Annotated in this window: 28 protein-coding genes and 1 pseudogene; 15 read left to right on the forward strand and 14 right to left on the reverse strand. The window is 63.1% G+C overall.

Going from position 1 to position 25,013, the window contains the following annotated elements; translation table 11 throughout:
- Positions 1-49 precede the first annotated feature (49 nt).
- The 6 genes from istB to A9D15_RS16460 form a co-directional block, all read right to left on the reverse strand.
- Positions 50-817 carry an IS21-like element helper ATPase IstB gene (gene istB / locus A9D15_RS05555; protein ID WP_066761576.1) on the reverse strand — a complete coding sequence of 256 codons (768 nt, stop codon included), beginning with the start codon at positions 815-817 and terminating at the stop codon, positions 50-52.
- Positions 814-2,322: an IS21 family transposase gene (istA, locus tag A9D15_RS05560; protein WP_082924210.1), complete on the reverse strand. Its 1,509-nt coding sequence runs from the start codon at positions 2,320-2,322 to the stop codon at positions 814-816. Before istA ends, istB begins: the two co-directional genes overlap by 4 nt.
- A 99-nt stretch (positions 2,323-2,421) precedes the next feature.
- Positions 2,422-2,829, reverse strand: coding sequence for a hypothetical protein (locus tag A9D15_RS16450; protein WP_156521663.1), 408 nt, complete (start codon positions 2,827-2,829; stop codon positions 2,422-2,424).
- Positions 2,766-3,071 (reverse strand): hypothetical protein, encoded by a 306-nt coding sequence (locus A9D15_RS05570; RefSeq protein ID WP_172807473.1) that lies wholly within the window; start codon positions 3,069-3,071, stop codon positions 2,766-2,768. The genes A9D15_RS16450 and A9D15_RS05570 overlap by 64 nt, the downstream gene beginning before the upstream one ends.
- Before the next feature lie 97 nt (positions 3,072-3,168).
- Positions 3,169-3,306 carry a hypothetical protein gene (locus tag A9D15_RS16455; protein ID WP_156521664.1) on the reverse strand — a complete coding sequence of 46 codons (138 nt, stop codon included), beginning with the start codon at positions 3,304-3,306 and terminating at the stop codon, positions 3,169-3,171.
- On the reverse strand, positions 3,303-3,476 hold the full coding sequence (locus tag A9D15_RS16460) for a hypothetical protein (protein ID WP_156521665.1): 174 nt from the start codon (positions 3,474-3,476) through the stop codon (positions 3,303-3,305). Before A9D15_RS16460 ends, A9D15_RS16455 begins: the two co-directional genes overlap by 4 nt.
- Before the next feature lie 145 nt (positions 3,477-3,621).
- On the opposite strand from A9D15_RS16460, the gene A9D15_RS05580 reads away from it, so the two are divergent.
- Positions 3,622-4,761 (forward strand): tyrosine-type recombinase/integrase, encoded by a 1,140-nt coding sequence (locus A9D15_RS05580; protein ID WP_066762831.1) that lies wholly within the window; start codon positions 3,622-3,624, stop codon positions 4,759-4,761.
- Positions 4,762-5,189: 428 nt separating this feature from the next.
- Entirely contained in the window at positions 5,190-6,146 is a 957-nt protein-coding gene (locus tag A9D15_RS05590; RefSeq protein ID WP_066762836.1) for an acyltransferase family protein, read from the forward strand.
- 8 nt (positions 6,147-6,154) lie between these two features.
- On the opposite strand, the gene A9D15_RS05595 is transcribed toward A9D15_RS05590, so the two are convergent.
- From A9D15_RS05595 to bufA2, 3 genes and pseudogenes are all read right to left on the reverse strand, one after another.
- Positions 6,155-6,949, reverse strand: coding sequence for an HvfC/BufC N-terminal domain-containing protein (locus A9D15_RS05595; protein ID WP_082924279.1), 795 nt, complete (start codon positions 6,947-6,949; stop codon positions 6,155-6,157).
- Positions 6,928-7,763: pseudogene (gene bufB / locus A9D15_RS05600) on the reverse strand (MNIO family bufferin maturase). Before bufB ends, A9D15_RS05595 begins: the two are co-directional and overlap by 22 nt.
- 107 nt (positions 7,764-7,870) lie before the next feature.
- Positions 7,871-8,155, reverse strand: coding sequence for a BufA2 family periplasmic bufferin-type metallophore (gene bufA2 / locus A9D15_RS05605; RefSeq protein WP_066762840.1), 285 nt, complete (start codon positions 8,153-8,155; stop codon positions 7,871-7,873).
- A 194-nt stretch (positions 8,156-8,349) separates the two neighbouring features.
- Here bufA2 and A9D15_RS05610 point away from each other — a divergent pair, with 194 nt between their 5' ends.
- The 4 genes from A9D15_RS05610 to A9D15_RS05625 are packed head-to-tail and all read left to right on the forward strand — an operon-like array spanning position 8,350 to position 10,280.
- Complete coding sequence (locus A9D15_RS05610; protein ID WP_066762842.1) at positions 8,350-8,631, forward strand: BufA1 family periplasmic bufferin-type metallophore; 282 nt, start codon at positions 8,350-8,352, stop codon at positions 8,629-8,631.
- A gap of 23 nt (positions 8,632-8,654) precedes the next feature.
- Entirely contained in the window at positions 8,655-9,113 is a 459-nt protein-coding gene (locus tag A9D15_RS05615) for a DoxX family protein (RefSeq protein WP_066763491.1), read from the forward strand.
- Positions 9,110-9,640, forward strand: a complete 531-nt coding sequence (locus tag A9D15_RS05620) for a sigma-70 family RNA polymerase sigma factor (protein WP_156521666.1) — start codon at positions 9,110-9,112, stop codon at positions 9,638-9,640. The genes A9D15_RS05615 and A9D15_RS05620 overlap by 4 nt, the downstream gene beginning before the upstream one ends.
- 1 nt (position 9,641) lies before the next feature.
- Positions 9,642-10,280, forward strand: a complete 639-nt coding sequence (locus A9D15_RS05625) for an NrsF family protein (RefSeq protein ID WP_082924280.1) — start codon at positions 9,642-9,644, stop codon at positions 10,278-10,280.
- Here the strand turns inward: A9D15_RS05625 and A9D15_RS05630 are convergent, their stop codons facing one another.
- From A9D15_RS05630 to A9D15_RS05645, 4 genes are all read right to left on the reverse strand, one after another.
- Positions 10,281-11,084 carry a S1/P1 nuclease gene (locus A9D15_RS05630; RefSeq protein ID WP_066762846.1) on the reverse strand — a complete coding sequence of 268 codons (804 nt, stop codon included), beginning with the start codon at positions 11,082-11,084 and terminating at the stop codon, positions 10,281-10,283.
- Positions 11,085-11,213: 129 nt separating this feature from the next.
- A complete protein-coding gene (locus tag A9D15_RS05635; protein WP_066762848.1) occupies positions 11,214-13,700 on the reverse strand; it encodes a TonB-dependent receptor in 2,487 nt (828 codons plus the stop codon).
- A gap of 304 nt (positions 13,701-14,004) precedes the next feature.
- On the reverse strand, positions 14,005-14,931 hold the full coding sequence (locus tag A9D15_RS05640; protein ID WP_066762856.1) for an isopenicillin N synthase family dioxygenase: 927 nt from the start codon (positions 14,929-14,931) through the stop codon (positions 14,005-14,007).
- Positions 14,932-14,988: 57 nt separating this feature from the next.
- A complete protein-coding gene (locus tag A9D15_RS05645; protein ID WP_066762859.1) occupies positions 14,989-16,308 on the reverse strand; it encodes a NupC/NupG family nucleoside CNT transporter in 1,320 nt (439 codons plus the stop codon).
- A gap of 177 nt (positions 16,309-16,485) precedes the next feature.
- Between A9D15_RS05645 and A9D15_RS05650 the strand changes: the two genes are divergently transcribed.
- The gene (locus A9D15_RS05650) at positions 16,486-17,091 is read left to right on the forward strand and encodes an exopolysaccharide biosynthesis protein (RefSeq protein WP_066762862.1); all 606 of its coding nucleotides are present in this window, start codon (positions 16,486-16,488) and stop codon (positions 17,089-17,091) included.
- Between the two features lie 5 nt (positions 17,092-17,096).
- Here the strand turns inward: A9D15_RS05650 and queF are convergent, their stop codons facing one another.
- Positions 17,097-17,558, reverse strand: a complete 462-nt coding sequence (queF, locus tag A9D15_RS05655; RefSeq protein WP_066762865.1) for a preQ(1) synthase — start codon at positions 17,556-17,558, stop codon at positions 17,097-17,099.
- A 98-nt stretch (positions 17,559-17,656) separates the two neighbouring features.
- Here queF and A9D15_RS05660 point away from each other — a divergent pair, with 98 nt between their 5' ends.
- The 8 genes from A9D15_RS05660 to A9D15_RS05695 all read left to right on the forward strand — a co-directional run bounded on the left by A9D15_RS05660 (position 17,657) and on the right by A9D15_RS05695 (position 24,808).
- Positions 17,657-18,487, forward strand: a complete 831-nt coding sequence (locus A9D15_RS05660; protein WP_066762868.1) for a sulfurtransferase — start codon at positions 17,657-17,659, stop codon at positions 18,485-18,487.
- A complete protein-coding gene (gene metC, locus A9D15_RS05665) occupies positions 18,487-19,716 on the forward strand; it encodes a cystathionine beta-lyase (RefSeq protein ID WP_066762871.1) in 1,230 nt (409 codons plus the stop codon). Before A9D15_RS05660 ends, metC begins: the two co-directional genes overlap by 1 nt.
- Complete coding sequence (locus A9D15_RS05670) at positions 19,713-20,804, forward strand: mechanosensitive ion channel family protein (RefSeq protein WP_066762874.1); 1,092 nt, start codon at positions 19,713-19,715, stop codon at positions 20,802-20,804. Before metC ends, A9D15_RS05670 begins: the two co-directional genes overlap by 4 nt.
- A gap of 90 nt (positions 20,805-20,894) precedes the next feature.
- Positions 20,895-21,662, forward strand: coding sequence for a uroporphyrinogen-III C-methyltransferase (gene cobA / locus A9D15_RS05675; RefSeq protein WP_066762876.1), 768 nt, complete (start codon positions 20,895-20,897; stop codon positions 21,660-21,662).
- A complete protein-coding gene (locus A9D15_RS05680) occupies positions 21,659-21,955 on the forward strand; it encodes a DUF2849 domain-containing protein (protein WP_066762877.1) in 297 nt (98 codons plus the stop codon). Before cobA ends, A9D15_RS05680 begins: the two co-directional genes overlap by 4 nt.
- Position 21,956: 1 nt before the next feature.
- Positions 21,957-23,591 carry a nitrite/sulfite reductase gene (locus A9D15_RS05685; protein WP_066762878.1) on the forward strand — a complete coding sequence of 545 codons (1,635 nt, stop codon included), beginning with the start codon at positions 21,957-21,959 and terminating at the stop codon, positions 23,589-23,591.
- A complete protein-coding gene (locus tag A9D15_RS05690) occupies positions 23,584-24,021 on the forward strand; it encodes a DUF934 domain-containing protein (RefSeq protein ID WP_066762881.1) in 438 nt (145 codons plus the stop codon). Before A9D15_RS05685 ends, A9D15_RS05690 begins: the two co-directional genes overlap by 8 nt.
- Entirely contained in the window at positions 24,014-24,808 is a 795-nt protein-coding gene (locus A9D15_RS05695; RefSeq protein ID WP_066762882.1) for a phosphoadenylyl-sulfate reductase, read from the forward strand. The genes A9D15_RS05690 and A9D15_RS05695 overlap by 8 nt, the downstream gene beginning before the upstream one ends.
- Positions 24,809-25,013: the final 205 nt, after the last annotated feature.

Here is a 25,013-nt window from a genome sequence, read left to right on the forward strand (position 1 = left end):
GAGGGCGTAGCCCGAGCGGGGGTCGCCAACACCCGGATTGTCATTTCTGTCAGGGGTTGGGGCGTGCTTTTCGTGCCTGGCTCTGGGCCAGACGATAGCTCTCGCCATTCATTTCCAGGATGCTGACGTGGTGGGTAAGCCGGTCGAGAAGCGCGCCGGTCAGGCGCTCGGAACCGAACGTTTCGGTCCATTCGTCGAACGGCAGGTTGCTGGTGATCAGCGTCGAGCCACGCTCGTAACGCTGCGAGATCAGTTCGAACAGCAGTTCCGCGCCGGTCTTTGACAGGGGAACGAACCCCAGCTCGTCGATGATGAGGAGCTTGTATCCGGCCATCTGCTTTTGCAGGCGCAGCAGGCGGCGTTCGTCGCGTGCTTCCATCATTTCGCTGACCAGCGCGGACGCGGTGGTAAAACCGACTGTCAGACCCTTCTGGCAGGCCGCGAGGCCCAGGCCGATCGCGACATGGGTCTTGCCGGTTCCTGACGGGCCAAGGGCGATGACGTTCTCGCGCCGGATGATCCATTCGCAGCGCGCCAGTTCGAGCACCTGCATCTTGTTGAGCTTCGGGATGGCGGTAAAATCGAAGCTGTCGAGGCTCTTGGCCGCCGGGAACCGCGCGGCCTTGATCCGGCGCTCGACCATCCGCCGTTCCCGGTCGATCAGTTCCAGTTCGACAAGCCGGGCAAGATAGCGGACATGATCCACGCCCTCTGCCGCGCATTGCCGGGCCAGCTTGTCATGCTCACGCAGGAACGTCGGCAGCTTGAGCGTCTTGAGGTGATTGGTGAGCAGCAGTTCGGGAGCCGGGCTGCTCATGCCGCGTCCTTCGTCTCGCCCGACAACAGCCGCATGTACGAGCGCGCCGATGTCGTCTCCACCCTCGTCCTGGGCAGGTAGGGATAGATCGCCATATCCAGTCTGGGCACCCGGCGTTCAACCCGGCACAATACAAGGTGCTTCACCGCATCGAAGCCGATCGCGCCCATATCAAGGGCCTGCTTCACCGCGGCATGCAGATCGGCAAGCGTGAAGCTTTCCAGCAGGCGCAGCACCTGCACATACTCGCGCCGGCCATGCTTGCCCCCATGACGGTTCAGGCGCGCTTCCATCAGCCGGCGCAGCGTCACAAACGCCTCGGGCAGGTTCCAGCCTTGCAAGGGCGCGGCCTGATCGAGGGCATTGATCTTCTGTTCGATCAGGGGAAGGTAATGGACCGGATCGAAGGTCACGTCTTCGCGGCTATAGCTGCGGGGATGACGGGCAATGACCTCGCCCCGGCAGCCGATCACCACCTCGCCGACATAGCCCCTGATCCATACTTCCTGGTGGCCGAAGCGTACCGGTACCGAGTAATCATTGGTCCGGTAGCGCACCAGCGCCTGCGACGAGACCTGGCCGCTGGTCTGGTCACAGGCCTCGAACGGCGATGCCGGAAGGTCCTGCATCGCCGCCAGATCGCGTTGCAGTCTCTCGCCGATCGTCTCGTTCTCGCCGCGCAGCCGATCGTTCTGCCGTTTGCGGCATTGCTCCTCGAGCCACAGGTTGAACGCCTCCCATGTCGCGAACCGGGGGATCGGGACCATGAAGTTGCGGCGGGCATAGCCGACCAGACCTTCCACGCTGCCCTTGTCGTTCCCCTTGCCAGGGCGGCCGTAACGATCGCGGATCAGGTAGTGCGACAGAAAGGCGCTGAACAGCCTCGCGCGCCGCCGCGTGCTGTCAGGAAGGATCTTAGAGACCAGGCAGCGATCGTTGTCGTAGACGATCGAGAGCGGTACCGCGCCGAAGAACGCGAAGGCATGAACGTGGCCGTCCATCCACGCCTCGGCAACGGCCGCCGGATAGGCCCGCACGTAGCAGGCATCGCTGTGCGGCAGATCGAGCACGAAGAAGTGCGCCTTCTGCTCCACACCGCCGATCTCAACCAGAGCCTCGCCGAAATCAGCCTGTGCGTGGCCGGGGGCGTGCGCCAACGGCACGAACATCTCCCGGCTGCGCTGAACCCGCTCCCGGATGTAATCCTTGATGATCGTGTAACCGCCGGTGAAGCCATGCTCTGCGCGAAGGCGGTCGAACACACGCTTCGCCGTATGGCGCTGCTTGCGCGGAACCGACCGGTCCCCTTCCAGCCAGCCATCGATGATCGGTATGAACGCTTCCAGCTTCGGTCGCCGCACCGGGGCGCTGCGACGGTAACCGGGCGGCACCGAATACGACAGCATCTTGCGAACCGTGTCGCGCGATATGTTGAAATGCTTCGCTGCCTCGCGCTGGCTCATCCCTTCAGAACACGCCAGACGAACCCTCAGGTAAAGTTCCACGGTGTAAATCCCTCATCCCTCCTCGCCAGCTTCGCGAAAAGGGAAAAGTGGACGACTTTTACGCCGCCCGCAGCAGCACTGCGCCGCCGCTACCGTGGCCTAATTTTGCACCGCCGTTCTCAGCCCTGCCCCGGCCATGAAAAATAGCTCGCCGCGAACGCCGGACAGAAAGCCATCATTGGTGATCGGTTGGTAATCTGTGCTGCCCCCAAAGAAGGTTGAACCACCATCAGTCGAAACATAACCGCGAACATAAGAGCCAGCAGTTACACCATCCACGATGATAAGCAGTTCGTCCCGATCCTGCGAAAGAATCATATCATGCTCGTCAGTCGGGGACGACGCTGGCGTCCATGTCGTGTCGAGCGTCCAGACGCTGCTGGCAGGCGTCGGAGTAGGCGTTCCACCCCCACTTATCGGATAAGGCAAACCCGCGACAAGCATCACAGCTTCACCAGATGCGTGGCGCAGAAGCCAGAAACGCCGCTTGCCGTCACTTTCAGCCACGCGCCTGCCTCTAGCGTTACGGGAAGCGAGGCGCTGACGAAGGTTCCCGGTGCCGCATTGGTCGATTTCTCAACGGTGATTGTGCCAGTGCCAATCTGCGCGTTGCCTTGGTCAATCGTCATCGCGCTAGTGACAGGCAAATACCAACTTGCATCGCCGGTCCAGTTCGGTGCCCATTCCTGCGTTGGCGAGCCTTCAGGCGTGTAGCTGTCCAGATAATCCCCAAAGGCATTCACCTGCATTCGGAACGTATCGAGCGAGTCCAGGAACGTCTCTGCCTTTGGCGTGAACGTGCCCGCCGCTTCCGTCCGAAGGGGGACGGGCGGGAGAGCGTCAATCTCAGGTGCGGGCATGTTCGTCTATCCCAAACAGCAGGCCCATAAGCTCGTCTCGCGGCGGCAAGGGCGCTAGTTTTTCAATCGGATTTTCGCGCAGGTATTTCAGCGCGGCTCGTCTTTTCTCGGCAGGGGTCATCATGCCCTCCCGAAGAATTCGTCTGCGTCGTCCTCGTCATCAGACCAGGCTATCCGCGCTGCATCCGCCGGGGTCGCGCCCAGCTTCGACAGGGTGGGCGAATAGACTTGGAGATGGTTCACGCCATCGATCCCGCCTTCGACCTTGGCCCGCAGGATAGCAGCCAGATGCACGATGGCGCGGTGGGATGCCGCCAGCCAGGGCAGTTCGGAAACGAACTGGGCGCTCCTGAAAACTTGAAAGAGCCAATCGAGAATTGGGCAAAGGTGGAGTCTGAGGCCACCCGGAAAAAATGGACTTCGCTGACGGACATTGCTGATGGCAATTCGTAAGCGCGCCTGGACAGCCCCTGACGGCACACCAAAGCAGGCTTGGCAGGTCGATTATCGCGACCAATCAGGCAAGCGCCGGTCAAAGCAATTCAGCCGAAAAAAGGATGCTGAGGCTTGGTTTACGCAGGCGGGCTGGGAAGTCTCGAAAGGTGTTCACACGCCTGACAGCCAGAGCGTAACCGTGGCCGCTGCTGCCGATCTGTGGATTGCCAAGGTGGAGGCCGATGATCGCGAGCGCAGCACCGTAGACCAATACAAGAGGCTCTCCCGTCTCCATGTGAAGCCGCTAATCGGAGGCGAGAAGCTATCCCGCCTCAACCGTCCCGCTATCGAGTCTTATCGAGACGAGCTTCTAAAGACTCGCTCGCGGGCGATGGCAGCAAAGGCAATGCGCGCCCTGTCTAGCATTCTGGGCGATGCAGAGCGCCGGGGCCTCGTAGCGCAGAACGTCGCTCGCAACGTGAAGGTCACTCGCTCAGGCCGTGACAAGCCGAAGGTCGAGATACCGACCCGCAAGGAACTGAAGGCCCTTATCGATCATGCAGACGACGATCTGCGCCCGCTGGTTCTCACCGCGATATTCACTGGCCTGCGTGCTTCCGAACTTCTCGGCCTTCGCTGGCAGGACGTAGACCTGAAGGCTGCCACCCTCACCGTTGCGCAACGCGCTGATCGATACCGCCAGCTCGGCCCACCCAAGTCAGATGCAGGTTATCGCACCCTGCCCATCCCCCCTGCCCTCGTCAGCGAATTGAAGGCATGGAAGCGGCGTTGCCCTATTGGCGCGCTGGATCTTGTCTTTCCGAACACCCAAGGCGGGGTAGCCGAATACGTCCACGTCATGCGCCGCCGCTTCAGGCCGCTACAGGTGGCCGCAGGCGTGTGTGATGAGGTTGGGCAGGACAAGGCTGGCAAGCCGGTCCTGAAGCCCCGCTACGGCCTCCACAGTCTGCGTCACGCGGCAGCTAGTGCATGGATCAAGCAAAGGATCGATCTGAAGCGCCTGCAGACCTGGATAGGGCATTCATCGATCCAAGTCACCTTAGACACCTATGGGCACCTCATTGCAGACATTGAAGGTGACGCCGCGTTGATAGCTGCAGCCGAAAAGGAGCTGCTCTCTTAATTCGAAGAGGGCAGGGCCATTTGTTAAGGCGTGAAGACTATTCTTCCGAAAATGGAAGACCTCAGCATCTTTAGGATTCTTGTCCTGACCGCCGCCACGCTCTTCGTATTGGGCTGGGCCGTAGTCCTGTTGGATGCCTTCACCGGGTTCCGCCTAATCGAGAAAATACCGAAGCGATGGACCGGAGGATTCTCAAAAGCGTTTAATTGGTCTTTCGCTTCGGTTGGGGTCTGCCTCCTAGCTCTCGCCATCGTTCGCATCTCAGGCGTTTAGCATCTATCCATGCAACACAGATGCAACATGGAACCGAAAACCCGCACAAAACCTAGCCCAGAAAAGGACTTCTAATCCTGAGGCCGCAGGTTCGACTCCTGCAGGGCGCGCCATCATTTACCGTACCTTTAACATATCGCTTTACATCCAGCGCGATGGACAAGCGACTGGTCGGCCTGGATGCTTTGCGCGGCGTCGCTGCACTTATGGTGCTGGCGATACATTCCGGCATACCAATCGCCGGGGGCGGCCGCGCGGTCGACCTGTTCTTCGCGATTTCGGGCTTCGTCATGGCGATGTGTTATGAAGATCGCCTGCGCGGCGGCCTGAAGCCCCGTGACTTCCTGAAACGACGGTTCATGAGGCTCTGGCCGCTTTTGGCGATCAGTGTCGTGCTCGGTAGCGCTGCCGCATTCCATCAGGGCGTGCCGCTGAAAAGCATAGCCATGTCGCTGCCGACGATCCTGCTGTTCCTGCCTTCCATCCCCTATGGGGACAAGCTGTTCTTCATCAACATCCCTGCCTGGTCACTGCATTTCGAGCTGATCGCGAATGTCGTTCACGCCTTCTTTCTGCAACGCCTGCGCAATAGCCACCTGCTGGCGGTGTTTGTGATCTTGTCGGCACTGAGCATCGTGGTTGCCATCGAACAGGGCAGTATCCAGTCCGGCGCATCGACCGGCAGGTACTGGATGGCGATGCCGCACTGCCTTGCATCCTATGTTGCGGGTATCCTGGTGTTCCGCTACCGGATATCGTTCAGGATATCTGCGGCGATTGCCGTCGCGGCCCTTTTGCCGGTGGCAGCGTTAAGCACACTCCATCTGGCGCTTTCGGTCATGTTCGTGCTCGTATTCGCACCTTTACTCGTTGCCGTTGCCGCAGGCGGGGATGTCTGGGGTGGTAAATGGCTGGGGGCGATTTCCTACCCACTCTACTGCGTCCATTCCTCGATGCTCACCTTCTTCGGGAAGACCTGGGGCGTGCCGGTCAGCATTGTCGTGGCCATCCTGCTTGCTTTGATCTTCGAGCCTACACTCAGGCGACGACGCACCTCGAACTCCGCACAGGAACCGCTGACGACCAGACCACCGCTGGAAGCGACGACCTGACCGGTCTTTCATATCAGCACCGCGATCCAGCCTTCCTTCAACCAACGGGCCAGCAAGCCACCAGCGCCGGCGATCGCAGCTTTTTCGCCGGCCATCCGGACGAGTGCCTGACACATCGCGCCATACGTCGCGCCTTCGGCCATCTGCATCAGAACTGTGAGTTCAAGCTGTCCGACAGTGACGAAGGCAGGCGTGCGGTGTTCGCGCCAGACGACGGCGCCCATCGCAGGCTCGACGGCGAGTGCTTGCCTTGCCGCAGCCACGTCCCCACCCTCGCCCAGCATCGGCCAGAGCGCGGACCATTCGCGCGATACGGTGCGCAGACGGAACCCCGGCACGAAGGAAAGGCGCATGGCGTGCCAGTCTTCATCTTTGAACCGGGCGGTGGCCCGCGCGAAATCGCCGGTGCCGAGAGGGCGCTTGTCAGCGGCCACGAACGCCTGCCCCATGGTCCATTCGATCCACGCGCACTCGGCGACATCGGCGTCGGCGGGGAACAGGCCAGCCAGCGTAACATCGAAATCTCGCCCCGCATCGTCAATGGTCCAGCTGGATGGCGGCACCTCGATCAGGTGATGAATCGCCGCCGCCGTGAACGCATCCTCGCCGACGAGGCGGCGCGTGCGGGGAAAGGCTTTTTCGAGCACTTCAACCAGCCGTGTGCGGTAGGCGTTTCGGTAGATTGCGAAGCCGCGCCCCTCGCGTTCGGACCAGCATCGGGGCAGCGTGGCCTCGTCAGAGCGGAGCGCTTCGAGGAACCGGTCCTGAAAGGCGGCCAGCGTCACGCTGCTTTCACCCGGCAACTGCGCTCCACCACCCTGCGCGCGATATCGAGTTCTGCCAGCATTTCTGGCAGCGGCGGAATTGCATCGTCGCGCTCGATCATAAGCGCAACCGGCCCCAGCCTTGGCGCGATGTCCGACAACAGAGACCATACGCCGTCGCAAACATCGCGGTCGTGGGTGTCGATCAGGATTTCACCCGGCATGTGTCCCGCCAAGTGGACCTGGCGAACACGATCCAGCGGCAAGGGATCGAGATAGCGCGCAGGGGCGAAGTCGTGGTTGTGGGCGCTGACGAAAACGTTGTTGAGGTCGAGCAGGATGAAGCAACCGGTGCGGCGAACACCTCGGCGAAGAAGTCCCACTCGGCAAATTCGTCCTCTGGGAAAGTCATGTAGCTCGACGGGTTTTCGAGCAGGATCGGGCGGCGCAACCTGTCCTGCGTGCGTTGGACATTGGCACAGACGACGTCCAGCGCTTCTGCCGTCATCGGCAGCGGCAGGAGATCGTGGCTGTTGTGCGCGCTCGACCGTGTCCAGCACAAGTGGTCGGAGACCCAGAGCGGCTGGACCCTGTCGACCAGCGCGGCAAGGCGGTCGAGATAGGCCGTGTTCAACCCGTGCGCCGAACCGGGCGATAGCGAAACGCCGTGCAACACGACTTCATGGCTAGTCCGGACCGCATCCAGAACGTCGAGCGGGAGGCCGCCGTCGACCATGAAATTTTCCGAGATCACTTCCACGAAATCGACCGGCACGTCGCCGTTCAGAAAATCGCGATAGTGCGGCTGGCGCAGGCCGAGGCCGTAGCCGCAGAAAGGTTCGATGGTGGTCATGGGACTTGCGCCTCCAGAATAGAAACGAAGCGGCCCGGCGGATGGGGGACGGGAGACCGGGCCGCTTCGGGACGGTGGATCAGCGGCTGGGGATCAGCCTTTGGGAATTAACCCAGATCGCCGATCGTGCCGCCCTTGGTGAGGCACTGGCCCGCGCTCATTGCCTTGAAGCCGTGGCCCTTGCAGGCATTCATGCCCTTGCACTCGTGCGCGGTGGTCTTGCAGTCGGCCGTGCCCTTGCACGAATTGACGCCATAGCAATGAACGGTGTCCTCGCTGCCCAGCGCCTTGCCGGTGCTGCCCGCAGGCGGCGTGGCGGCGAAGGCGGCGCTTACCGAGAGGGCCAGGCTGGCTGCGGCGGCGGCGATGGCGGTCTTGTTGGAAAGAGACATCTGGATAGCTCCCGAAATGGATGTGACCTGCACCGGGCAGGCATGGGTTCATTCGGGGGGACGGACTGGCCGGTTACAGGCACCGGAAATTTCGCGGGCGATCGGGGCGGGCTGTAACCGCAGCAGGTGGCGGGACGAATGGCTTGCGAGCCTCTGCATGTCGCGGTTGGCCGAAGCTGAAGGAAACCATTCCGATGACCAACCGCCCGCTCGCCGCGCTTGCCGGTGCCGCGCTTTCCGGTGCCATAGCCGCCACCCTTGCTGCACCCGCCTCTGCCGCCGAGACCAAGATGGAAAAGTGCTACGGCGTCGCCAAGGCCGGACAGAACGACTGCGCCGCAGGGCCGGGCACAAGCTGTGCGGGGACATCGACCCGCGACTGGCAGGGCAATGCGTGGAAGCTGGTTGAGAAGGGCACCTGCACTTCGATCAAGACGCCCAAAGGCATGGGCTCGCTGACACCCGTAAAGCGCTGAACGGGGTGAAGGGGGCCGATGCGATGCGGATGATTGCAAGCCACTGGCAGGACGCGCCCCGTCTGCTCGGATCGCGCTGGGTTGAGGGCGTGGCGTTGCTTTTCGTGCGCGTCGCGCTCGCCGGCGTGTTCTGGCGATCGGGGCGCAGCAAGGTGGTGGAAGGCACGGGGCTGCAGGTCAGCGACGCGACCCGCTACTTGTTCGAATACGAATATTCCGCCGTCCCCCTGCCCCCCGCCTTTGCCGCGCAGATGGCGACGCTGGCCGAGTTCTTCCTGCCGGTCCTGATCGTGCTGGGCCTTGCCACGCGGCTGTCGGCGCTGGCGCTGCTGGGCATGACAGCGGTGATCCAGATCTTCGTCTATCCCGATGCGTGGTGGACGGTGCACGTGATTTGGGCCGGGCTCGCGCTGGTGCTCGTCTCGCGCGGGGCAGGACCGTTTTCCCTCGACGCGCCGCTCGCGCTATGGTCGCGCCCGTGACGGGGGACGAGGCCACTCTGGCGCGGTTGATGCGCGCGGCCCAGGCGGGCGACAGGCGGGCCTATACGGCCCTGCTGGAAGAAGTCGCGCGCTGGCTGCGCCGTTATTTCCGCAGGCGCATCGCGCCCGAGCGCATCGACGATCTGGTGCAGGACGTGCTGGTCTCGCTCCACACCAAGCGCGCGACGTATGATCCTGCACGCGCGTTCTTTCCGTGGCTGGCGGCTATTGCGCGCTATCGCTGGCTGGACCACTTGCGCGCCGACTATCGCGGGCGCACGTCCGAACTGCGCGAAGACAGCGCAGCCGAAGACAGCGACGAGGATGTCGTGATCGCGCGCGTCAGCCTCGATCGCCTGTTCGAGAAGCTTCCCCCTACGCAGGCCGAAGTGATCGAACTGGTGCGGATCGAGGGATGCTCGATCGCCGAAGCATCCGAAAGGACTGGACAGAGCCAGTCCCTGGTCAAAGTGAACATACATCGCGGATTGAAGAAGCTGTCCGCGCTTGTCGAGAAGGCCAATTGAGATGAATACCCCTGACATGCGATCGCTGATCGACGAACTTGCCGAAGACAGCGCGCCTGTCCTCCCGATGCGGAAAGGGCGGGGCCTGGGTCAGGCGCTGGCGGCATTCGTCGTGACAGTAGCAGTCGTGCTTGTCCTGCTGGGCGTGCGGGCGGGACTGATGGAGGGCGAGTTTTCGGCCTTCTTCGTGGTGACGAACCTGCTGCTTCTGCTGCTGGGCATCGCCTGCACGCTCGCGGTCGTCGCCATGGCCTCGCCGCGCGTGGGTGCAGAACACGACGGGCCGCGCTGGGCGATGGTGATGGCAGCCGTCATTCCGGTGGCAGGCGTCGTCGCACTGGCCGGACACGCGGGGCCGGTGCCCTATCACTGGGACGAGCCGCTTTGCGTGCTGTTCGGGCTGATCGCGGCGGTGATCGCGGGTTCGGTGCAGTTCCGCTGGCTGAAGCACGGCGCGCCTGTTTCGCCGGAACGCGCCGGACTACTGCTCGGCACGGGCGCGGGGGCCCTTGGCACCGTGGCCTATGGCCTGTCGTGCCCTTTCAACTCGGTCATCCACCTTGGCCTGTGGCACGCCGCGCCGGTTATCGTCGCGGCGCTGGTCGGGCGCTTTGTGCTCGCCCGGTTTCTGCGCTGGTAATTATTGGGCAGCTTCGCCCGCGAAGACCCAATCGAGATAGGCGGCAAGGCGGATGCCGCCCTGCGACAGGCGGTGTTCGGCCACCGGACGCCACTTCCACTGGTAGAAGTAGCCGATCGAGGGCGTATCGCCTTCGGGATAGATCTGGTCGCGCAATTCGATGCTTTCGGCCATCCACGTCTCGGGACGGGCGTCCCACCACACGATCTTGTCCTGATCGGTCATGTGCCCTTCCAGCCGGTCCGAATACTCGGTGAAGGAAAGGCCGTTGCCTTCAATCAGCGCCGTATCCCAGACCGAGTGCAGGTTGGTATCCTCGCCGAACCACTTCAGCTTGAACTGGTTGCCGCCGCGATCGGTGCCGTTGCCATTATGCAGCGGCTGGTGAAGGTCGCCCACGATGTGGACAACGAAGCGCAGGGCCAGCGCCTTGTCTTCACGCGAAGCCTTGGGATCGCGCAGCGTCGCGGTGAAGGTCTGGAGCGCCGTATAGGCATCGCCTTCCTCCGGCGCGCCGACGTCGTGATAGTGTTCGCCCTCAGGCACCGTCACCCAGTGCCAGGGATAGGACGTCTTCTGCCAGTATTCGGACGGGTCCGACTTCTGCTCGTCCGGGTAGGTCGCCGCCTCTGCCAGCGTTTCGCCTTGGCCGAGGATCAATGCGATGTGCGCCGCTGTCCGGCCGTCGATGTTGTCGGCTGCGATCTGGCCTACGATCCGGTGGCCAAGCTGGCCCCATGCGTGGGCGGTGGTGGGCAGGGAAAGGGCGAGGCCGATTGCGGCGAGAATCATGGGCTTGCGCATGGGTGATGCTCCTAACTTTCGCACGCGCCGCGCGCAAACACGAAGGCGGCGGCATCCCTTGTGGAATGCCGCCGCCCCGTTACTTCCTGAAGACCGGGCCCCGCACAAACGAGGCCCGCCCCTCTGCGATTAGTAGCCGATGATCAGCGAGATGCTGGCTGCACGCGGCGAACCGATCTGTGCGAAGCCGAATTCATCCAGCGAACCACCGAAGTAGCCGATGTAGTATTCGTCGAACAGGTTCGAGACGTTGACCTGAACCGCGACGTCACCACCGGTGGGGAACTGTGCGATCGTATAGCGCGCGTCAAGATCGACCAGCGTATAGGCCGGAGCACGAGCTTCGTTGAGGTCGTTGATCCAGCGCTTGCCGGTGCGCTTCACCTGGGCGCCCAGTTCGAAGTCGCCGAATGCAACCTGGCCGCGAGCACCGTACGAGTAGTTCGGCGCACCCGATTCCGAGTTGCCGCCGGTTGGCAGCACGCCATCGTCAGTGACGATGTCTTCCTTGATCTCCGATTCGTTCAGCGAGCCGAAAACGTAGAGGAGCGTGTTGTTGGTCGGACGGAACGCGATCGAGCCGTCGATGCCATACTTGTCCACGCGACCGAGGTTACGATAGACGTAAGCACCTTCGCCGTTGTTCGCATTCGGGTCGAACGCGGTGGCGAGACGGTTGTTGTAACGGGTGTACCAGCCAGCGATCTGCGCCGTGATCTTGCCCTGCTGGAAGCGAAGGCCAAGGTCGAAGCTGTCGGTCGTTTCCGGAACCGGGCGAGCGAAGTCGCTGTCCGGCAGGTAGAGCGAGTCGTACAGCGGGTCGGTGCCGGGGACCGAGAGGCCCTTGGCGTAGTTACCGAAGATCGACGCGCTGTCGACGAACTCGAACGTGAAGCCGAGGTTCGGGAGAAGCTTGTCATACTTGTACGAACGCGACTGCGGCACGGCGTAGTCGGGATTCGCTGCTTCGTACGCGGTCAGGTCCTGACCCGAAGTCGGGCAGTCGACGAAACCGTTGATCGAGGTGGTGTAGCAGTTCTGGTTCAGTTCGCGTTTGAAGAACGGCGCACGCAGACCGAGAACCGTGGTCAGGCGATCTTCAAGAAACCGGCCGCGATATTCGCCCGAAACCTGGTGAAGGATCGCGTACGACAGGCGGTCACGCTTCTGAACGGCGATGCCGTTCACGTCGGTGATCGGATCGTCGATCGGGAAGTAGTCGCCCGGGTTGCCGTTGCCCAGCATCGCGCCCAGTTCGCCAGTCTGGCGGTGACGTGCACGGTCCCAGGTGTAGGCGAGACGGACGCGGTGTTCCGGTGCCAGGTCGTAGATCAGGTTGGCAACGACGCCATAGCGGTTCGTGCGGGTCTGGCTCGGGTCGTTACCGGCGATGCGGTCAAGCAAGTCGCCGTCGCCGTTGAGGTCACGACCGAAGTAGTAGCCGCCGTTGAACGCACCGGTGTAGGGCGTGCCGTTGACGGTGAAGAACGCCTCGCGAAGATCATCGGGGCCGCCACCGTTGGCTTTGACGTACTGGTAGCTCGGGTCGAACGTGAAGACGAGACCGTCGGCCAGCGTGAAGCGCGACGAACCGCGGATGTTGCCCGTGTCGGACGGGTTGTAGCGACGATAGAACGCAGCACCGCAACCGTTGCGGTCGTCATAGCGCTCGCTCGTGCCGGCGATGCCGCCGCCCTGGTAGAGTTGGCCTTCCGGAACCGCACAGGGATATGCGCCCGAACCTTCGTAGACGTTGAAGCGGTCGGCCTTGGTGAAGTCACCGTCGTAGTAGCCGAGCAGCGTGCCGAGGCTTTCCGAACCTGCGAAGTTGTTGCGGCCCCAGTTGAACATGCCAGCAACCGAGATGAAGTCGCCGTTGTCGCCCAGATCCTGGAAGATGCGGCCGTTGACCTGCGTCTTGTTGATCTTGCCGTACGGATTGTAGGGAACGCCGTAGGTCGTGTAGCTGACCGAACCGAAAGCCTTCAGGCCCGAACCGGTGATGTCGCCGGTGTCCAGCATGAAGAAGCCGCGGGTGTAGAGGCTGTCCGAGTAGTCGTTCTTCGCGAGGACGTCGCCATAGGTCATCGTCGCCATGATCGCCATGTCGTCGCCCGGCTCGCGGGTACGGATGTTGATCGTGCCGCCCGAAGCCGATGCGGTCGGGCTGTCGACGTCGGTCGTGCCGAGGTTGACGTTGACCGATTCCAGCACTTCGGTGTCGACCATCTGGCTGGTGTAGAGCGCGTAGTTGCCCGAATCGTTCAGCGGCAGGCCGTCGATCGTCTGCGAAACGCGGTCAGCGCCAAAGCCGCGGATGGTGAAACCGCCGCCCGAAGCGCCCCAGGGGTCGTTGTTCTGGAAGCTGACGCCCGGAACGAGATTGACGATGTCGTTGATCGCCTGGCCCGGACGCTGGCGACGGATGACTTCCTGTTCGAGGACCTGCTTGGCCTTCGGCGTATCCGGAATTTCGACGCCGCCGACATTGTCGACGCGGAAACCGGTGACGACGATTTCGTCTTCGAAGTCGACCGAGCCGGTGGACTGGGCATGGGCAGTGGCCGGGATCGCGACGGCGATCAGTGCAGCACTGCGAAGCAGCATGGTCTTCATTGGAAAGAGTCCCTGAATTGTTATTCGATCCCGACGGTAATTTCCCTCGGACGAGGGCCGCTTAGAAGCGCGATGCGTCGTTATTTTTTCCGTTTCGCGACTGCAATGTGACATTGCTGCAAAGAAACTACAGTGCGTCGCTGCAATGCAGCGAAAAGCACTTGTAGAAACAGCAAAAATCCCCGTTTCCCTAGGGCTTGCGGGCGGTGTTGCTGCAATGCCACATAAAACAGCTAATTTGATTTCAACAGAAACTTGGGAGAGCGGCAGACCGTGCATGGCCTGCTGCAAACCGAATCGGCCGTCACATCAGGCCGATTTCCTTGAGTCGGATCGCCAGGAAATCGTGTGCCGTTAGTGAGTCGGGATACTGGTCCGGATGTTCGTCATCGATGCACGAAGGCAGCGTCTCGATCAGGAAATCGGGACGGAAGTGCAGGAAGAACGGCATTGAATAGCGAGAGTGCTTCGCACGCTCGCCCTCGGGGTTGCGAACCTGGTGGATGGTCGAACGCAGCTTGTCGTTCGTCAGGCGGCTGAGCATGTCGCCGATGTTGACGGCCAACGCGCCCTTGGGCGGCTGAACCGGGATCCATTCGCCCTGCTTCGACAGCAGCTCAAGGCCCGCTTCCTCGGCGCCCAGCAGAAGCGTGATCGTGTTGATGTCGCCGTGGGGTGCAGCACGCACCGCGCCATCAGCGTTCTCGATCGGCGGGTAGTGCAGCAGCCGCATGACCGAATTGCCCTTCTCCACCGTGGCATTGAACCAGTCGGGGGCGAGCCCCAGGTGGACGGCAAGCGCCGACAGGATTTTGGCGCCGGCCTTCTCGAATTCGGCGTAGAGCGTCTCGAACGTCTCGCGGAAACCGTCGACTTCATCGGGCCAGACATTCGGGGCCATGTAGCCCGACAGCGGGTCGCCTTCGGGCAGGGTGCGCCCGATGTGCCAGAATTCCTTCAGGTCCTTCTTGTCGTAGCCCTTGGCCACTTCGGTCTTGAACGGCGTATAGCCGCGCGCACCGCCGCCGCCCTGGATGAAGTAGGACCGCTTCACGTCCTCTGGCAGCGCGAAGAAAGCGCGCGAGAGCTCTTCGGCCTTCGCGATCAGGTCCTGATCGATGCCGTGATCCTGCACCACGGCAAACCCGTATTCGCCAAAGCTTTCGCCAAGCTTGTCGGCAAGATCCTCGATCGGGTCGGTCAGCGAGACGGCGGCAATCGGGCTGGTCATGGGTATTACCTGTCGATTCGTAACGGTTGAAACTATCGGCCACCCTTAGCCAGCGCCTCAGGCGAGGAAAAGCCCCGCGAGCGCCGCGCTCATCAGGTTGGCGAGCGAGCCGGCTGCAAGCGCGCGAAGGCCCAGTTTTGCAACGACCGGACGCTGGTTTGGTGCCAGCCCGCCAATGACCGCGATCTGGATGGCGATCGAGGAGAAGTTGGAGAAGCCGCAAAGCGAGAAGGTCGCGATGGCGCGCGCCCGCGGGCTGAGCGCCGATGCGTCGAGGGCGCCGAGGTCGATGAAGGCGACGAATTCGTTGAGCACGATCTTGGTGCCGAACAACCCGCCCGCGATCTGCGCTTCCTGCCAGGGAATGCCCAGCAGGAACATGACGGGCGAGAACACCCAGCCAAGAATCGCCTGGAACGTCAGCCCTTCGAGACCGACGAGTTCGCCCGCACCCGAAAGCAGGCCGTTGGCCAGCGCGACGAGCGCGACGAAGGACAGCACCATCGCGCCGACGGCAACGGCGATCTTCACCCCCGTCTGCGCGCCTTGAGCTGCGGCCATCAGGATGTTCGCGGGCTTTTCCTCGTCGTCGTGCGCGTCGGGCACGTCGTCGTCCTGGCGCCCGCCTTCGGGCATCAGGGCGGCGGGGCCTTCACCGCTTCGGCGGCCTTCGGGAAGGTCCAGTTCGCCTTCGGCAGCAGCGCCCGGATCGTCGAGGTCGGGCATGATGATCTTGGCCATCAGGATGCCGCCCGGCGCGCTCATGAAGGCGGCGGCCAGCAGGAACGGCAGATATTGTTCGCCCAGAAGCGAGGCGTATGCAGCAAGGATCGTGCCTGCGACGCCCGCCATGCCCACGCACATCATCGTGAACAGGCGGCTGGGGGCAAGGCCTGCGAGATAGGGGCGCACGACCAGCGGGCTTTCCGACTGGCCGACGAAGATATTGGCCGCCGCTGCCAGCGATTCGACGCGGCTGATGCCCGTGATCCAGCCGATCGCTCCGCCGACCCAGCGGATCACGAACTGCATGATACCGAGGTAGTAGAGCACGGACACGAGGCTGGCGAAGAAGATGATGACCGTCAGCGCCGCGATGGCAAAGCTGTTGCCGCCGATTTCGGGGCTGGCGAGCGGGCCGAAGATGAACTTCGTGCCCTCGCCCGCATAGCCCAGCAGGTTCGACACGCCCCGGCTCATCGCGGAAATCGTGGCAACGCCCCAAGGCGTGCGCAGGACCAGCAACGCCATCAGCGCCTGAAGCGCGAAGGCCGCGCCCACGACGCGCAAACGGATGCGACGACGCGCAGTGGAAAGGGCAAAGGCAATGCCGAGGATCACGGCAATGCCGGCAAGGCTGATGAGCTGGCTGGGCATGTGAAGGAGAGCGTTCCCGCGAAGTGAATTGGTCGCGGGCGAAACCTTTAGACACAAGTGCAACGCTATGCAAAGCGCCAAGGCCGGTTGTCGGCCAAGTGCTTGCCCCTCCTGTCAGCCGGGCACAAAAGCGCGATGTCAGGCGTTTCATCCCGACTTGCAGAATGAAGGGGGACCATGGCGACCGATCCGCACAGCGTTGGCGAGATACTCGACTGCCTCGACGAGGTGGCCGACGAGCATGAAAAAGTCAGCATCGGCGACATTCTCGATGCCATCGGCAATCGCAGCTACGGCCCTGCCCTGATGATCCCTGCCCTGCTGGAACTGACGCCCATCGGCGCCATTCCCGGCGTGCCGACGTTCCTTGCGGTGATCGTGTCCCTTATCGCATTGCAGATGCTGTTCGGCAAAAAGCACCTGTGGCTTCCCGGTTTCATCCGCCATCGCAGCGTCAGCGCCGAAAAGGTGGAGAAATCCAGCAAGAAGCTGCGCAAGATCGGCAGGTTTCTCGACAAGTGGTTCCACGGAAGGTTCAAGAAACTGACCCGCGGTGTGCCAGTCCGCATTGCTGCCGTGCTCATCATCGCGCTGTGCGCGACAGTTCCGCCGCTTGAACTGCTGCCTTTCGCCAGTTCCGGGCCGATGCTTGCCGTGGCCATGTTCGGCCTTGCCCTGATGGTGCGCGACGGACTGCTCATGCTGATCGCCACGGCCCTCAGCTTTGCCGCGTTCGGGCTCGGCTTCACGATGATGGGCGGCGAAGAAAGCTCTGGCGGCTAAGGCGCTCAGCCCCGACCGCGATAGGATGCAACGCCCTGATCCGGCACCCACAGCCCTTCGGGCGGCGTGCCGGTCTGCCAGAAGACATCGATGGGAATGCCGCCGCGCGGATACCAGTAGCCGCCAATTCGCAGCCAGATGGGCTTCATCTCGTCGACCAGCCGCTGCCCGATGCCCACGGTCACGTCCTCGTGGAAACCGCAGTGGTTGCGGAACGAGCCAAGAAAAAGCTTCAGCGACTTCGATTCAACGATCGTCTCGCCCGGCGCGTAATCGATGACGATATGCGCGAAATCGGGCTGGCCGGTCACCGGGCAGAGCGACGTAAACTCGGGCGCGGCAAAGCGCGTGAGATAGAGCGAGCCGACACGTGGGTTCGGCACGTAGTCGAGCACGGCTTCATCCGGCGAAGCGGGAAGCGCGCTGGTCTGCCCCAGATGGAGCGGGGAAAGCTGTTCGTCTGACATGGAATGCGCCTTTCGCACGCGGGGGCAATTCGCTCAAGCGCCTTGGCAAGGGGCGGGCGCGAAGGCTAACCCCGATGCAGACCTGGAGATTACCCGCCATGAACATGCTCGTTTCGACCCAGTGGCTTGCCGATCACCTCGAAGAGGTCGTCCTGCTTGACGCTAGTTATCACCTTGGCGACACGGGCCGCGATGCGAAGGCGGAATATGCTGCGGGGCACATTCCCGGCGCACGGTTCGTCGGCTTCGACACCATCGCCGATACCGATAGCCCGCTCGACAACACTGCGCCCAGGGCCGATGCCTTTGCCGCGCGCATGGGCGAACTTGGCGTCGGCGACGACAGCACGGTCGTGATCTACGACGACAGCGCGCTCCATTCCGCGGCCCGTCTGTGGTTCCTGTTCCGGCTGTTCGGAAAGGATGTGCACGTGCTGGACGGGGGATTGGCGAAATGGAAGGCCGAAGGGCGCGCCGAAACGCAGGAGGTGCCCTCGCCTGCATCTGCGACCTTCACACCCAGGGCGAACGCGAGCCTGCTGCGCGACAAGCCCGCGATGCTCGCCAATGTCGAAAGCCGGGCCGAACAGGTCGTCGATGCGCGCGGCGCGGCTCGCTTTACCGGAGAGGGCGAGGAAATCCGCGCAGGACAGCCTGCCGGCCACATTCCCGGCGCGCGCAACCTGCCGATCGGCATGCTTTTTGAGGAAGACGGCACGATGAAGGGCGCGGCCGGAATCGAGGCCGAGTTCATCGGCGCGGGGCTGGACCTTTCGCGGCCCGTCGTCACGTCGTGCGGTTCGGGCGTGACGGCTGCCGTTCTCTCGCTCGCCCTTGCCAGGATCGGCAAGGACAGCGCGCTCTATGACGGCAGCTGGAGCGAATGGGCTGCCGATCCCGAAACGCCCAAGGCAACGGGCGCGGCCTGATGGCGAAGTCGGACGGCAAGGACCTGAAAACCGGCACGAAAGTCGTCACCGTCGGGCGCCGCCCGGAATGGACCGGCATTCCCGGCCAGCCGGGCGCAGTCGTCAATCCCGCCGTCTGGCGCGCCAGCACGCATCTTTACGAAGACAGCGCCGCGCTGGCCGAGGGGCTCAGGACGAACGAGGACGGCAGGTTCTTCTATGGCCGACGAGGTTCGCCGACGCAGTGGGCGCTGTGCGAGGCGCTGACCCAGCTTGAACCCGGCGCGCACGGGACGGTGCTCTACCCGTCCGGCGTTGCCGCGATTGCAGGCGCGCTGCTCTCGGTCGTGAAGCCGGGCGATACGCTGCTCGTCACCGACAACGCCTATGACCCGACGCGCAACATGGGGATGGGCCTTTTGAAGACATTCGGGGTCGAGACGAAGTTCTTCGACCCGCTCGACCTCAACGCTTTTCGCGCGCTGGTGGCCGAAGGCGCACAGGCAGTTTTTCTGGAAGCGCCCGGCAGCCTGTCCTTCGAGGTCTGCGACATTCCCGCCCTTGTCGCACTTGCCAGGGAAGCGGGCGCGTGGGTGCTGATCGACAATACCTGGCCCGGGCCGACCGGCCTGCGCGCGATCGAGCTGGGCTGCGACGGGACCGTCAATGCCCTGACAAAGCACGTAGGCGGCCACTCCGACCTGATGATGGGCGCGGCGACGGGTACCGAACGGCTCTATCGCCGCCTGCGCCGTACCGCGCAGCAGCTTGGTCAGGTCGTCTCGCCCGACGATGCCGCGCTCGCCCTGCGCGGGCTGCGCACGCTTGAAGTTCGGCTGCAGCGCGAAAGCGAAAGCGCGCTGGCCATCGCGCAGTGGCTCTCGGAACGTCCCGAGGTCGAAGCGGTGCTATGCCCGATGCTCGACGGGGCGCCGGGGCATGACCTGTGGAAGCGTGACTTCGTCGGCGGATGCGGACTTTTCGGCTTCGTCCTCAAAACCGACGATCCCGACGCGCGTGCCCGTTTCATTGATGCGCTGGAGCTGTTCGGCATCGGCTATTCGTGGGGCGGTTTCGAGAGCCTTGCCCTCCCCACCAATCCCGCCAAAGACCGATCCGTCGCAAGCTGGCCGCCCGTGGGGGTAGACCCGACCTGCACCTTGGGGGTACGCCTGTCCATCGGCCTTGAAGATCCCGCCGACCTAATCGCGGATCTAAAGCAGGCATTCGAGAAGATGGAACGCGCATGACCGTAGCCGCCGAAACGCCTGCACCTGAGCCGACCGAGGCCGCGGCCTCGGCAACCGATCAGGTCATGGCGACGGCGACACAGGCAGCCGACACGGTCGAGGCGACGGACCCGCTGAAAGGCGCCGACCAGATAAAGGAAGCGGTCGCCGAACAGTCCATGACGATCGCCCAGATCATCGACCATCTCGACAGCTTCGGCGTCGATGTCGGCGATACGCGCTTCTCGCTGTGGAGCGCGCTCGTCGTCGTCCTGGTCATTGCAGGCGTGCTGATCTTCGCGCGTGTGGGCAGTAAGCTGGCTCATGCCGCCCTGAAGCGCATGACGCGCCTGTCTCCGACGCAGAGCCTGCTTTCCGAAAAGCTTGTGACGCTGGCGGTCTGGGCTTTCGCGATCCTGATCGGCATCGATCTCTTGGGCGTCGACCTTACTGCCTTCGCGGTCTTTTCCGGCGCCTTCGGCCTTGCCATCGGTTTCGGCCTGCAGAAAACGTTCGGCAACCTGATCGCAGGGATGATCCTGCTGATGGACCGCTCTATCAAGCCGGGCGACGTGATCGCCGTTACCGACATGGCGGGGAACGAGACCTTCGGCCAGATCCGCAAGATCGGCATCCGCGCCATTTCGGTCACCACCCGTGACGAGCGCGAATACCTGATCCCTAACGAGAACCTGATGATCAACCAGGTCGAGAACTGGTCGTTCTCCAGCCGGAACGTGCGCATTCAGGTGCCGGTGGGCGTCAGTTACAACTGCGACATCCACAAGGCCGAGGAATTGATGCTCGAGGCAGCCAAGTCCTGCAAGCGCGTGCTCGAACTGCCGGCACCCAGCGTATGGCTGTCGGGCTATGGCGACAGTTCGGTCGACTTCGTGATCCACTGCTGGATCCGCGATCCCGAAATGGGCGTGGGCAACGTGCGCTCCGAAGTGCTGAAGACGCTGTGGGACCTGTTTCAGGAACATCATATCGAAATCCCCTTCCCGCAGCGCGATATAAACCTGCGCGGCAACGAACAGTTCGAACAATTGATCTCGGCGATCGCGCAGCGGCTGGATGCGAAGAACGGCGCAAAGTCAGCCGAATAGGCCGGTTTCAGGGGGCACTAAAGGCCAGCTACACCCCCGCCAAACCATTCTGGGTCGCATCCTGCGGCGCGAAGGCGCATCTGGCAAAGCATGTCGAATCCCGATTCCATTGGCCGCGTCTATCTCGTCGGCGCGGGCCCCGGTGACCCGGACCTGCTGACGCTGCGCGCGGCGCGGCTGCTCACGTCGGCAAGGCTCGTCGTCCACGACGGGCTGGTCGAGCCCGCGATTCTCGCCATGGCGCATCCGCATGCCAAGCTTGTCTCGGTTGCCAAGCGCCGCGCCCATCACACGATGCCGCAGGAAGACATCTGCGCCCTGCTGGTCCGCGAAGCACTGGCCGGTAACGACGTCGTTCGCCTGAAGGGTGGCGATCCGCTGGTTTTTGGACGCGGCGGCGAAGAGGCGGAAGCGTGCCGCGCTGCGGGCGTTCCGGTCGAAATCGTGCCCGGCATTTCCGCCGCCAATGCCGCGGGCGCCGCCGCGCAGATCGCGCTTACGCACCGCGATCATGCCAGCGTCGTCAGCTTCGTCGCGGGCCAGTGCAAGGGCCTGTCCGATCAGGACTGGTCCGGACTTGCCGGTGTCGGCCGCACGCTCGTCATCTACATGGGCGTGAAGACCGCGCCGCAAATCGCGGACAAGCTCATGGCAGATGGACTTGCGCCCGACATGGCCGTTGCCGTCATCGAAAATGCCGCGCGCCCTGAAATGCGGGTGCTGCGCGGACTCCTCGCCGGTCTGCCCGATCTGGTCGAAGACAATCGGGTAAAAAGCCCGGCGCTTATCGTCATCGGCGAAGTCACGCGTGAACGCGACGCGGACATCGCCGCCCTAGCTGTGGAAGCCAACAAATGAAGATCCTGACCGGAAACGACCTGAAGACCGGCGACGTGACCTGGTGGGACGGCCAGGGCTGGTCGCGCCACGTCAACGATGCCGTGGACGTTGGCGACAAGGCCGACGAGATCGCCGCGCGCGAGGAAGCCTCGCGCAATGTCGTCGGTGCCTATGCCATCGACGCGACGAAGGACGAAAACGGCGTGCGCCCCGCGCACATCAAGGACCGTATCCGCGCCCTTGGCCCCACGGTCCGCCCCGACCTGACCCTCAAACCCGCCGACCCTGCTGCCGGCAACTGGGTGATCTGAGATGTACAAGTACGACAATTACGACCAGCAGATGGTCGACACCCGCGTCGAGGAATTCCGCGACCAGACCCGTCGCCGCCTGTCGGGCGAGCTTTCGGAAGAGAAGTTCCGGCCGCTGCGCCTGATGAACGGCCTCTACCTCCAGCTGCACGCCTACATGCTGCGCGTTGCCGTGCCTTACGGCACGCTGTCGGGCGCGCAGATGAAAGCGCTGGGCGATATCGCGGACAAGTATGACCGCGGCTATGGCCACTTCACCACGCGCCAGAACATCCAGTACAACTGGATCAAGCTGGAAGACGCGCCGGACATTCTGGCCGATCTCGCCAAGGTGGAGATGCACGCCATCCAGACCAGCGGCAACTGCATCCGCAACATCAGTTCCGATCACTTCGCCGGTGCCGCAGCCGACGAACTGGTCGACCCGCGCCCCTATGCCGAACTGCTGCGACAGTGGTCGAGCTTCCACCCGGAATTCAGCTACCTGCCGCGCAAGTTCAAGATCGCGGTCATCGCGGCCGATACCGACCGTGCGGCCATGCGCCTGCACGACATCGGCATCCAGATCGTGAAGAACGACGCTGGTGAGATCGGCTGCGCGTTCTACGTCGGCGGCGGCATGGGCCGCACACCGATGGTCGCCCCGCTGATCAGGGAATTCGTGCCGCTCGACGATCTGATCACTTATTCCGAGGCGTGCGTGCGCGTCTACAACCGCAACGGCCGCCGCGACAACAAGTACAAGGCGCGCATCAAGATCCTCGTCCATGAAATGGGCAAGGACGAATACACGCGCCAGGTCGAGGAAGAGTTCGCGCATCTCAAATCGCAGGGCATCGAACCGCCGCTGGCAGAGCTGGAGCGGATCAAGCCCTACTTCGCCGATCCCGCGTTCAAGACCGGCCTGTCGGATAAAATCGACCGCACGGATCCCGACTTTGCGCTCTGGGTCGATCGCAATACGGTCACGCACAAGGCCCCCGGCTATGTCAGCGCGGTCATCTCTCTGAAGCCCGTCGGCGGTATTCCGGGCGATGCCAGCGCGGACCAGATCCGCCTGATGGGCGAACTTGCGACCGAATATTCGTTCGACGAATGCCGCGTCACGCACACGCAGAACATTGTCCTGCCGCACGTCGAAAAGGCGCGCCTGAAGGACTTGTTCGACGTGCTCGACGCGAACGGCCTGTCCTCGCCCAACCTCGACACGATCGAAGACATCATCGCCTGCCCCGGGCTCGATTACTGCAGCCTCGCCAATGCGCGCTCGATCCCCGTCGCGCAGAAGATTTCGAAACGTTTCGCCGGTAGCGGCAAGACCGCCGAACTGGGCGAACTGAAGCTGAAGATTTCGGGCTGCATCAACGCCTGCGGCCACCATCACGCAGGCCACATCGGCATCCTTGGTGTCGACCGGAAGGGCGTGGAGAACTACCAGCTCCTCCTCGGCGGCAGCGAGGCGGAGGATACTTCGCTCGGCAAGATCACCGGCCCCGGTTTCAGCGAGGACGGTATCGTCGACGCGGTCGAGAAGGCCGCCGACGTCTACATCGCCAATCGCGAGGATGGCGAACGCTTCCTCGATACCTATCGCCGCATCGGCATGGATCCGTTCAAGGAGGCGATCTATGGTTGAGTTTCTCCGTTTCCGCGACGACGAAGTGTCGGAAAGCCCGGCCGTAACCGTCGATGCCTTCGGCGAACAGTCGAACGCCGGTGCCGTCCGCATCGAACCGGGCGACGACGCCCGCGAACTGCTGCCCCACCTTGCCCACATCACCCGCGTGGAAGTGAACTTCCCCGTGTTCGGCGACGGACGCGGCTATTCGGCGGCGCGGATCCTGCGCGAAGCCGGTTACGAGGGGGAAATCCGCGCCGTCGGCGATGTTGCGGTGGACCAGATCGCTTATATGCGCCGCTGCGGTTTCGACGCGTTCGAACCCGAAAAGGCGATGAACGAGGCCGACGTGAAGACCGCGCTCGAACGTTGGGAAAACGTCTATCAGAAGACCGTCGACGGCCGCGCGCCGATCTGGGCGCTCAGGCACGGTTCCGCCGATGCCTGAAGCCGCTCGCCGCCTCGACCGTATCGACACTGCCCCGCGCTTCACCGCCGAGGATGCCGCCGCGCTCAACGCGCGTTTCGCGGACGCTTCGGCGCAGGAGATCCTGCACGCGGTTCTCGTCGAAGGCGTGGTGGGCCGCACGGCGGTGGTCTCCAGCTTCGGCGCGGAAAGCTCGGTCCTGCTCGACATCGTGTCGCGCGTGAAGGCCGATGCCCCCGTTTTGTTCCTGGAAACCGGCAAGCACTTTCCCGAAACGCTGGAATATCGCGACCTGCTGGTCAGGACTTTCGGCCTGACCAACATCATCAACCTGACGCCCGATGCCGAGGTGCTGGCCGCCAGGGACGAAAGTGGTCTTCGCTGGTCCTACGATCCCGACGGCTGCTGCGAGATCCGCAAGGTGATCCCTCTGGCCAAGGAACTGGCGCACTACGACGCGTCGATCACGGGCCGCAAGGCGTTCCAGTCGGCCACCCGCGCCGACTTGCCGATTTTCGAACTCGACACGTCCGACACGGCGGGCCGCCTGAAAGTGAACCCGCTGATCGGTTGGAGCCGCGACGACCTCGACGCCTACATGGACGAACACGACCTGCCCCGCCATCCGCTGGTGTCGCAGGGCTATCCGTCGATCGGCTGCATGCCCTGCACCAGCAAGGTGGCCGAAGGCGAAGACCCCCGCTCAGGCCGCTGGCGCGGTTGGGACAAGACCGAATGCGGCATCCACCAGGTGCCGGGCCTGACCAAGGACGGCGATTTGCCGCCGGACTTCGATCCTGTTTTCTGAAGGCTGGGTTTCGGGCGATTTGCGTTTCGATAAACGGTTGCTAGAAATGACCCATGCTGATTGCTGGCACTACAGGCTCTGCCGCGAATGGTCTGCTTTCGCGTAAGCTATCATGCTGGCTTAGTAGCACGCTCATCATCTTGGCGAACTTGGCGGCCAACTTAAGCTACGTCCTTCGGCTTCGGGCGTGCCAGTCTTCGGTCGA

Source organism: Croceicoccus pelagius, assembly GCF_001661915.1.
Taxonomy (GTDB): domain Bacteria; phylum Pseudomonadota; class Alphaproteobacteria; order Sphingomonadales; family Sphingomonadaceae; genus Croceicoccus; species Croceicoccus pelagius.

Bases quoted from the DNA above. Each gene is read 5' to 3' on its own strand.
- istB (WP_066761576.1), bottom strand. From the start codon at position 817: ATGAGCAGCCCGGCTCCCGAACTGCTGCTCACCAATCACCTCAAGACG.
- A9D15_RS05570 (WP_172807473.1), bottom strand. From the start codon at position 3,071: ATGCAGGTGAATGCCTTTGGGGATTATCTGGACAGCTACACGCCTGAA.
- A9D15_RS16455 (WP_156521664.1), bottom strand. From the start codon at position 3,306: ATGATGACCCCTGCCGAGAAAAGACGAGCCGCGCTGAAATACCTGCGC.
- A9D15_RS05580 (WP_066762831.1), top strand. From the start codon at position 3,622: ATGGCAATTCGTAAGCGCGCCTGGACAGCCCCTGACGGCACACCAAAG.
- A9D15_RS05590 (WP_066762836.1), top strand. From the start codon at position 5,190: ATGGACAAGCGACTGGTCGGCCTGGATGCTTTGCGCGGCGTCGCTGCA.
- bufA2 (WP_066762840.1), bottom strand. From the start codon at position 8,155: ATGTCTCTTTCCAACAAGACCGCCATCGCCGCCGCCGCAGCCAGCCTG.
- A9D15_RS05610 (WP_066762842.1), top strand. From the start codon at position 8,350: ATGACCAACCGCCCGCTCGCCGCGCTTGCCGGTGCCGCGCTTTCCGGT.
- A9D15_RS05615 (WP_066763491.1), top strand. From the start codon at position 8,655: ATGCGGATGATTGCAAGCCACTGGCAGGACGCGCCCCGTCTGCTCGGA.
- A9D15_RS05625 (WP_082924280.1), top strand. From the start codon at position 9,642: ATGAATACCCCTGACATGCGATCGCTGATCGACGAACTTGCCGAAGAC.
- A9D15_RS05630 (WP_066762846.1), bottom strand. From the start codon at position 11,084: ATGCGCAAGCCCATGATTCTCGCCGCAATCGGCCTCGCCCTTTCCCTG.
- A9D15_RS05635 (WP_066762848.1), bottom strand. From the start codon at position 13,700: ATGAAGACCATGCTGCTTCGCAGTGCTGCACTGATCGCCGTCGCGATC.
- A9D15_RS05640 (WP_066762856.1), bottom strand. From the start codon at position 14,931: ATGACCAGCCCGATTGCCGCCGTCTCGCTGACCGACCCGATCGAGGAT.
- A9D15_RS05645 (WP_066762859.1), bottom strand. From the start codon at position 16,308: ATGCCCAGCCAGCTCATCAGCCTTGCCGGCATTGCCGTGATCCTCGGC.
- A9D15_RS05650 (WP_066762862.1), top strand. From the start codon at position 16,486: ATGGCGACCGATCCGCACAGCGTTGGCGAGATACTCGACTGCCTCGAC.
- queF (WP_066762865.1), bottom strand. From the start codon at position 17,558: ATGTCAGACGAACAGCTTTCCCCGCTCCATCTGGGGCAGACCAGCGCG.
- A9D15_RS05660 (WP_066762868.1), top strand. From the start codon at position 17,657: ATGAACATGCTCGTTTCGACCCAGTGGCTTGCCGATCACCTCGAAGAG.
- metC (WP_066762871.1), top strand. From the start codon at position 18,487: ATGGCGAAGTCGGACGGCAAGGACCTGAAAACCGGCACGAAAGTCGTC.
- A9D15_RS05670 (WP_066762874.1), top strand. From the start codon at position 19,713: ATGACCGTAGCCGCCGAAACGCCTGCACCTGAGCCGACCGAGGCCGCG.
- cobA (WP_066762876.1), top strand. From the start codon at position 20,895: ATGTCGAATCCCGATTCCATTGGCCGCGTCTATCTCGTCGGCGCGGGC.
- A9D15_RS05680 (WP_066762877.1), top strand. From the start codon at position 21,659: ATGAAGATCCTGACCGGAAACGACCTGAAGACCGGCGACGTGACCTGG.
- A9D15_RS05685 (WP_066762878.1), top strand. From the start codon at position 21,957: ATGTACAAGTACGACAATTACGACCAGCAGATGGTCGACACCCGCGTC.
- A9D15_RS05690 (WP_066762881.1), top strand. From the start codon at position 23,584: ATGGTTGAGTTTCTCCGTTTCCGCGACGACGAAGTGTCGGAAAGCCCG.
- A9D15_RS05695 (WP_066762882.1), top strand. From the start codon at position 24,014: ATGCCTGAAGCCGCTCGCCGCCTCGACCGTATCGACACTGCCCCGCGC.